This is a genomic window from Protofrankia sp. Cj3 (assembly GCF_917627355.1).
In the GTDB taxonomy this organism is placed as follows: domain Bacteria; phylum Actinomycetota; class Actinomycetes; order Frankiales; family Frankiaceae; genus Protofrankia.
This window is the reverse complement of record NZ_CAKJTR010000010.1, coordinates 1-7164: the sequence shown is the minus strand read 5'-3', so window position 1 is coordinate 7164 and position 7164 is coordinate 1. Positions and strand designations below refer to the sequence as shown.

The following is a 7164-nucleotide window of genomic DNA, read 5'->3' as shown; positions in this document are numbered from 1 at the left end:
GGTGCCGGTGCCATCCCCATCGTCATAGTGGGTCTGGCGCGGGACCGACCGTAGCGGGCGAACAGCGGCCAGCACCCGCCCGCGCCGCCGGCCTGTTGACGGGTCGTCGGTGAGACGTCCGGGCGAGGCCTCTGCCATGCTCGTGAGCTCGCTGATGAGGTCGCCGTCGCCGGTGTTCTCGTCGCCGTCGCCCGCGCCGTTGGTGGGTATCGGCAGGATGCCGGACTGGCCGCTCGTTTCGGCGAGCTGCGTGAGATCATTTTCGATCTTCGCTAGTTGGTCGAGCATGTCGGTCGCGTCGCCGCCCCGTTCACGGATGGTGCGCAGCGCGTCCATCAGAATGAGCCACTGGTCGCGGTCGACGGTGATGGCGTCCGTGGGCGGGTTGGCGGAGTAGGGCGGGAACAGGCGCTGGACGACGGCGAGCACCTTGGTGACCTCCGCCGGGTTGAGCCTGTCCGGCCGTCCCCGGATGTAGGACACGAGATCTTTCAAGCTGATGACGGTGACACCCTCGACCGCTCCGTCGCTCCACAGAACGCCTGCCTCGACCATCGCGAGAATCGGCGTCACCGGAATTTTGATCATCGGTGTGGCTGTGCGGGTCCGGGCGCGCACCTCGTCGCCGAGCCATTTGGTGAGGTCGAGCGGCTTTCGGAGCGACTGCCCGTCGACCTTGGCTCCGTCCTTGCCCCCGTCCTTGGCGTAGCGCACCGTGCCGGTGGAGGCATCACTTTTGATCACCATGACTCCGCCCGGCCCGACCAGAAGGTGCCCGACGCTCGCCGCTGAACCGGGGACGCTGCGATCATGCATGATCACATATCCGTACCGGCGGAGCCGGTTGATCGCGCTGGCCGTCTTGCGTTCGGCTTCGGCGCCTTCGCGCAGCGCCTCGATCTCGGGGACCGGATCGAACGACCGGCCGATCACGATCAGTGGCCAGCCCAGCTCGATCAGCAGGAACACGCCCACGGCGATGGACGTCGACAGGCCCAGGCCCAACGCGACCAGGACCGCGAATACCGCGGCGATGGGGAAGGCACGCAACGCGGCGCGGGGCACGGTGTACGCGAGGCGCTCGCGCCGCATCCGCGCGTGCTGTTCCCGCGCACGCTGGTAGGCCATCTGGAGGGAGTAGCCGGGCCGGTCCCGCGGGTCGCCTCCGAACGGGCTTCTGAGCGGGCCCCTGGCCGGGCTCTTCGTCGTACTCGCCATCGTGTCCACCATGGATCGTGAGGTCGCCAACGTCGTCCGGAGCCTTGGAGGCTCTGGCAATAGGACTGTCCGGCTCGCGGCGTCGGGCGGCGCCTCGGTCAACGCCCAGCACCTCCGGCGTCTCCCTCCGCCGCCTCGCGATCCATCCGCCCGGACGCCGCTGTCTGATCGAACGCCCTGCTGCCGGAGCTTCTTGGTAATCACAATTCTTCCAGGCGCCGAGCATCATCGCGGCAGCGCGTACGCGTATTACAGGCCGCATCCATCCTGCAACCGTTGGGCTCGCCGGGACAAGTGAATCACTGTAATCGGCCCAAGTTTCCCGTGGTTGGGGGGACGTTGGTCCGGCCCGGCTTTGTCGCTAGATAGTTATATGATATTGCTATTTTGCCCAGTTGGGGAGGCTGAGCGCCGAGCCGGGGCTGGCCGGAGCGTCCCGCCGGTGCCGGCCGGGTTGCCCAAGGGCTGCGTGTGGCCCGTGTGTGGAGGAGGGTAAGCAGCGGTCTTGTGGGCAACTGCCTGGGTCGGTGAGCAAGTTACCGATTGGTAGCAGTAGGCTCCCACCGTCGGTAGGAGTGACTGGAGGATGTGTGAGACTCGCTGTCGGTGGAGTGATCGCCGTTGTCGCTCTGGCGGTGGCCGGACGACGGTTTTACTGGTTGTTCAGGCTGATCCGCCAGGGCCAACCGGCTCCCGGCCGGTTCGACGGGGCGGCCGAGCGTCTGTGGAGTGAGATCAGTGAGGTCGGCGGCCAGCGAAAACTGCTGAAGTGGACGGTCCCCGGGCTCGCGCATGCCTTCACCTTCTGGGGCTTCACGATCCTCATGCTGACCGTGATCGAGGCGTTCGGCGCGCTCTTCGACGACCACTTCCACATACCGCTGTTCGGCCATTGGGCGGTGGTTGGCTTCGTCGAGGACTTCTTCGCGGTGGCGGTACTCGTCGGGCTCGTGGCCTTTACGATCATTCGGCTGCGCAACGCGCCGGCCCGCCTCGAGCGCCGGTCGCGCTTCTACGGCTCGCACACGGGGCCGGCCTGGGTCATCCTAGGAATGATCACGTCGGTGATAGTCACCCTGCTGATCCTGCGGGGCGCCCAGTTCAACGCCGGCACCCACCCGCAGGGCGACACGAGGTGGGCCTTCGCGTCCTACCTGGTCAGCCGTCCGCTGGACGTCTTCTCGACGTCGGTCAACGAGCACATCGAGACCGTCTTCCTGCTGCTCAACATCGCCATCATCATGGGCTTCCTGGTGCTGGTCGCCTACTCCAAGCACCTGCACATCTTCCTTGCGCCGATCAACGTCATCACCAAGCGTGAGCCCAAGGCGCTCGGCCGGCTTGGCAGCACCCCCGACATCGAGAGCCTGATGGAGGCCGACGAGCCGATCGTCGGCGTCGGCAAGGTCGAGGACTTCTCCTGGAAGGCCATGCTCGACTTCTCCACCTGCACGGAGTGCGGGCGCTGCCAGAGCCAGTGCCCGGCCTGGAACACCGGCAAGCCGTTGTCGCCGAAGATTCTGATCATGGATCTTCGGGACCACCTGTTCGCGAAGGCGCCGTATCTGCTCGCGGCCAAGGCGGCTGGGGACAGCGAGGAGGCCACGGCCTCAGCCGGCGCGGCCACCGGCGGTTCGGCGGAAACGTCGACGAAGCACGTTGCCCACCATGTACCCGAGTCGGGCTTCGGGCGGGTTCCCGAGCCCGGTCAACCGCAGGTCGACCGACCGCTCGTCGGCACCGAGGAGGAAGGCGGGGTCATCGACCCCGACGTCCTGTGGTCCTGCACCAACTGTGGCGCCTGCGTCGAGCAGTGCCCCGTCGACATCGAGCACGTCGATCACATCATCGACATGCGCCGTTACCAGGTCATGATCGAGTCGGCCTTCCCGAGCGAGGCCGGCGTGATGTTGCGCAACCTGGAGAACAACGGCAACCCGTGGGGCGTCTCGCCGCGGGTCCGCACGGAGTGGACCGAGGGGCTGGCATTCGACGTCCGGGTGCTCGACGATGGTGCGGCCATTCCGGACGATGTCGAGTACCTGTACTGGGTGGGCTGCGCCGGCGCGATCGAGGACCGGGCCAAGAAGGTCTCCCGGGCGTTCGCCGAGCTGCTGCACACCGCCGGGGTGTCGTTCGCCATCCTCGGCACAAGCGAGTCCTGCACCGGCGACCCGGCCCGCCGGCTCGGTAACGAGTACCTGTACCAGGAGATGGCCAAGGCCAACATCGAGGTTCTCAACGCCGCGTCCGCGAAGAAGATCGTGGCCACCTGCCCGCACTGTTTCAACAGCCTCGCGAACGAGTACCCGGCGCTCGGCGGGACATATGAGGTCATCCATCACACACAGCTGCTCGGCAAGCTCGTCGAGGACGGGAGGCTCATCCCCGTCCAGCCGGTGGACTCATCGGTCACCTACCATGATCCGTGTTTCCTCGGCCGGCACAACCAGGTCTACACCCCGCCACGGGAGATCCTCGACAGCATTCCCGGCCTGCGCAGCCAGGAGATGCACCGCTGCAAGGACCGCGGCTTCTGCTGCGGTGCCGGCGGCGCCCGCATGTGGATGGAAGAGAAGATCGGTAAGCGGGTCAACGTCGAACGGGTGGACGAGGCGCTCGCGCTCGATCCGGACATCGTGTCCACGGCCTGCCCGTTCTGCATCGTCATGCTGACCGATGCCGTGACCGAGAAGAAGCAGTCCGGCGGGGCAAGGGAAGGCGTCGAGGTCCTGGACGTCTCCCAGCTGCTCGCCCGCTCGTTGGCCGCGCCGGTCCAGGCCGGGGGCGTTCCCCCAACGGCGACGGTGGGCGGCGCTGTCGCGGCGGACACCGCTGGCGGGACAGACAGCGCGGGAGCATCCGGGCCCGGCTGATGTGACGTCGTCTTGAGGTGAGGCCGCCCGGAACGATGTGGATCCGCTGTCATGCTGACAGCACCCCATGCACATCGTTCCGGGCTTTTCCGCGTTCGGGCCTCGTCGCTCAGCAGGATGGGCGGCGATGGGCCAACCGCGCCAGGCGGCGCGTGGCCGGGAAGGTCGTGAGTCGCGGCCAGACCAGGAAGGCCTCGGCTTCGAGCATGGCCAGAGCGATACGTGGAAGATCGCGGTTGGCTGGAAAGCAGATGTAGCGCGGCGACCATTGCGGTTGGAACTTCGCGTTGAACCGGTAGAGGCTGTCGATCTGGAACCAGCGGGAGAGGAAGACCAGCAGCCCGCGGAAACGGCGGGTCACCGGCCCGGCACCGAGCCGCTGCCCGCGCTCCAACGCGGACCGGAAGAAGGCGAAGTTCAGGGACAGGCGGTCCACGTTCAGCCCGCCCGCGGCCCGGACCGCTGAGACGATCAGGAAGTCGTTCAGCCCGTTGTCCGCGGCACGGTCGCGCACCATCAGGTCCAGTGACAGGCCCCGGTGTCCCCAGGGGACGAAGTGCAGCAGTGCCCGCAGCCGCGGATTATTTCCAGCGCTCTCCGGACCGGCCACGTTCCGCGCGCCACCCGAACCAGCGCCGGCTGAGTCGCCGCTGCCTGAGTCGCCGCTGCCGGCTGGGCCGCCGTCACCCGGGCTGCCGCCGTCACCCGGGCTGCCGCCGTTGCCGAGCCCATCGCGGTCGAAGGCCATCACCACGACGCAGCTGTCGTCGCTGGGCTCGCCGATCCGGCCGAGGGCCATGGAGAAACCGCGTTCGGTTTCCGCCCCCCGCCAGGCTTCGGCCTGCTCCCTCAACCGTTTGCCCTCCTCGGGGGGCAGATCGCTCATCCGGACGGCGCGGTAGGTGTAGCCGGCCCGCTCGACCCGGCCGACAGCTTGCCGGACGTTACGCATGTCGCGGCCTTCAAGGGTGAAGGTCCGCACGTCGATGATTGCTTCGTCGCCGAACTCCAGCGCCGTCAGGCCAACTCGTTCCCACGCTTTTCCGCCGGTTTCGGAGCATCCGATAACCGCTGGTATCCAAGCATGTTCGGCGGCGATCCGTAGGAACTCCCGGATCGCGCCCGGCCATGCCTCGTTGTCACCGAGCGGATCGCCGCTGGCGAGCATCACCCCGGACACCACCCGGTAGGCGACGCAGGCCTTGCCCGTCGGCGACCAGACGACGGTCTTGTCGCCGCGCAGGGCGAAGTAACCGAGTGAGTCGGCATCCCCGTGCCGCGTGAGCAGCGCGCGCATCCGTTCAATATCATCGGCGGACAGGCGCGGGCGCGGTTCCGGTGGGCGCAGCGCCAGGTACACGACGGTGATGATGGTGAGCAGGCCCATTGTGAGCAGGATCCGGGTGACGAGGTCGGAGACCCGCTCGGAGCTGAACCGAAGCGGTCCGTGGATGCCGATCAGCCCCTCGACGACATGCGCGAGCTGGGCGGTCAGCGGATGCGGACCGAGCAGGCGGCCAGCGCCCATGCGCAGCAGGACCAGCCCGACCATGATCGAGGCTGCGGCGAGGGTCAGCCCGACCCACAGCGCCCGCCAGCGGGTTGTCGGATCACCCTTGGCCCGGAAGTCGCCGCGGGCCAGTACGAGCCCGATGAGCAGCGCCGCGGACGCGACCGCCTCTTCGAAGTCGAGGCCCTTGACCACATGCAGGACGATGCTCGTGCCGAGCAATGTCACCACACCGAGCCAGGCACGGCGCTTGCGTCTGCGCAGACCACGGGCGAGCAGGAGCAGAAGGAGGCCGACTACCACCGTGAACGCGGCGGCCTGGCGCGATGCCGCTCCGGGCAGGATCTGGCGGATCACATCCAGCCGGTCGCGCCACTCGGGGGTGACCCCGGACACGATATCGATCAGTCCGGCGATGAACACCAGGGCGGCGGCCGCGGTCGGTATCCACGGGTGGTTCCAGGCCGGCAACAGAGGTCGTGCCGGCCGTGATATCACGTGGTCTCCGTGGGCATCGCCGCCGAGCCGGCTGGTTTCGGTGGTCCCCGCGGGATGGCTGCCGCGGCTGATGGTCGTCACGGACGACGCCTCCTTCCCCTCGTCATGCCCCACGGCTCCCTCGTCATGTCCCACGGCCGCGAGCGGCACAAAAGGTGATTATCGCGTCGCTGTTGGCCAGTTTCTTCATCTCTCACGGCCACCAGCGGCACGAAAGGTCATTATCGCGCTGTCGGCGGCCACGGGCTGGGTGTGTGTCTGCTACCTGCCTGGCCCGTTTGGGTCTGCCCGCGGGACCTTACCCCGCCCGCCGCGCGGTCAGGCAGGAGCGTCCCGGGTATGAGAGAACACCGCATAAAAGCACCCGGCAACAGGGGGATGGATCAATGAGCCGGGCTGGGGTATGTGTATCGAGAGGCGCGGGCAGGCCCTGGGCGAACTTCCAGCGCCTCCAAGCCTTCGAGAGGACTGAACGGATGTTCGGACTACCCGAACGCATCAGGGCGTACCTCTTCGACCTGGACGGTGTGCTGACCCAGACCGCGACTGTCCACGCGGCTGCGTGGAAGGAGATGTTCGACACCTTCCTCCGCCGCCGGTCGGAACGCGACCGTGGCCCATGTGTCCCGTTCAGCGTCGGTGACGACTATCCCTCCTATGTCGACGGCAAGCCCCGGGCGGACGGCATCCGGTCCTTTCTCGCTGCCCGCCACATCGAGCTGCCTGAGGGCGGCCCGGAAGATCCGTCATCCGCTGACACAGTCTATGGCCTGGGCAAACGCAAGAACGAACTCGTAACAGCCATGATTCGTGATGATGGGGTCGCCGCTTATCCTGGTTCTGTACGCTACCTGCGGGCGTTGGTGGCAGTGGGTGCCGCGCGCGCGGTCGTATCGTCGAGCACGAACTGCGCGGCGATACTCACCGCCGCCGGTCTCGACTCCCTGGTGGTGGTCCGAATCGACGGTATTGTGGCCGAACGCGAACAGCTGGCCGGTAAACCGGCGCCTGACACTTTCCTGGCGGGCGCCCGCGCGCTCGGTGTGGCGCTCACGCGCCGCG

Annotated in this window: 4 protein-coding genes; 2 read left to right on the top strand and 2 right to left on the bottom strand. The window is 67.4% G+C overall.

The window, feature by feature from the left end:
* Positions 1 to 1218: nuclease-related domain-containing protein (locus MJ783_RS02515; RefSeq protein WP_239308276.1), on the bottom strand; the 1218-nt coding region annotated here is incomplete at its 3' end.
* Between the two features lie 590 nt (positions 1219 to 1808).
* Between MJ783_RS02515 and MJ783_RS02510 the strand changes: the two genes are divergently transcribed.
* Positions 1809 to 4094, top strand: coding sequence for a (Fe-S)-binding protein (locus tag MJ783_RS02510; protein WP_239308275.1), 2286 nt, complete (start codon positions 1809 to 1811; stop codon positions 4092 to 4094).
* Positions 4095 to 4203: 109 nt separating this feature from the next.
* Here the strand turns inward: MJ783_RS02510 and MJ783_RS02505 are convergent, their stop codons facing one another.
* Positions 4204 to 6051, bottom strand: a complete 1848-nt coding sequence (locus MJ783_RS02505; RefSeq protein ID WP_239308305.1) for a phosphatidylglycerol lysyltransferase domain-containing protein — start codon at positions 6049 to 6051, stop codon at positions 4204 to 4206.
* Positions 6052 to 6578: 527 nt separating this feature from the next.
* Between MJ783_RS02505 and MJ783_RS02500 the strand changes: the two genes are divergently transcribed.
* Positions 6579 to 7164: HAD family hydrolase (locus tag MJ783_RS02500; RefSeq protein ID WP_239308274.1), on the top strand; the 586-nt coding region annotated here is incomplete at its 3' end.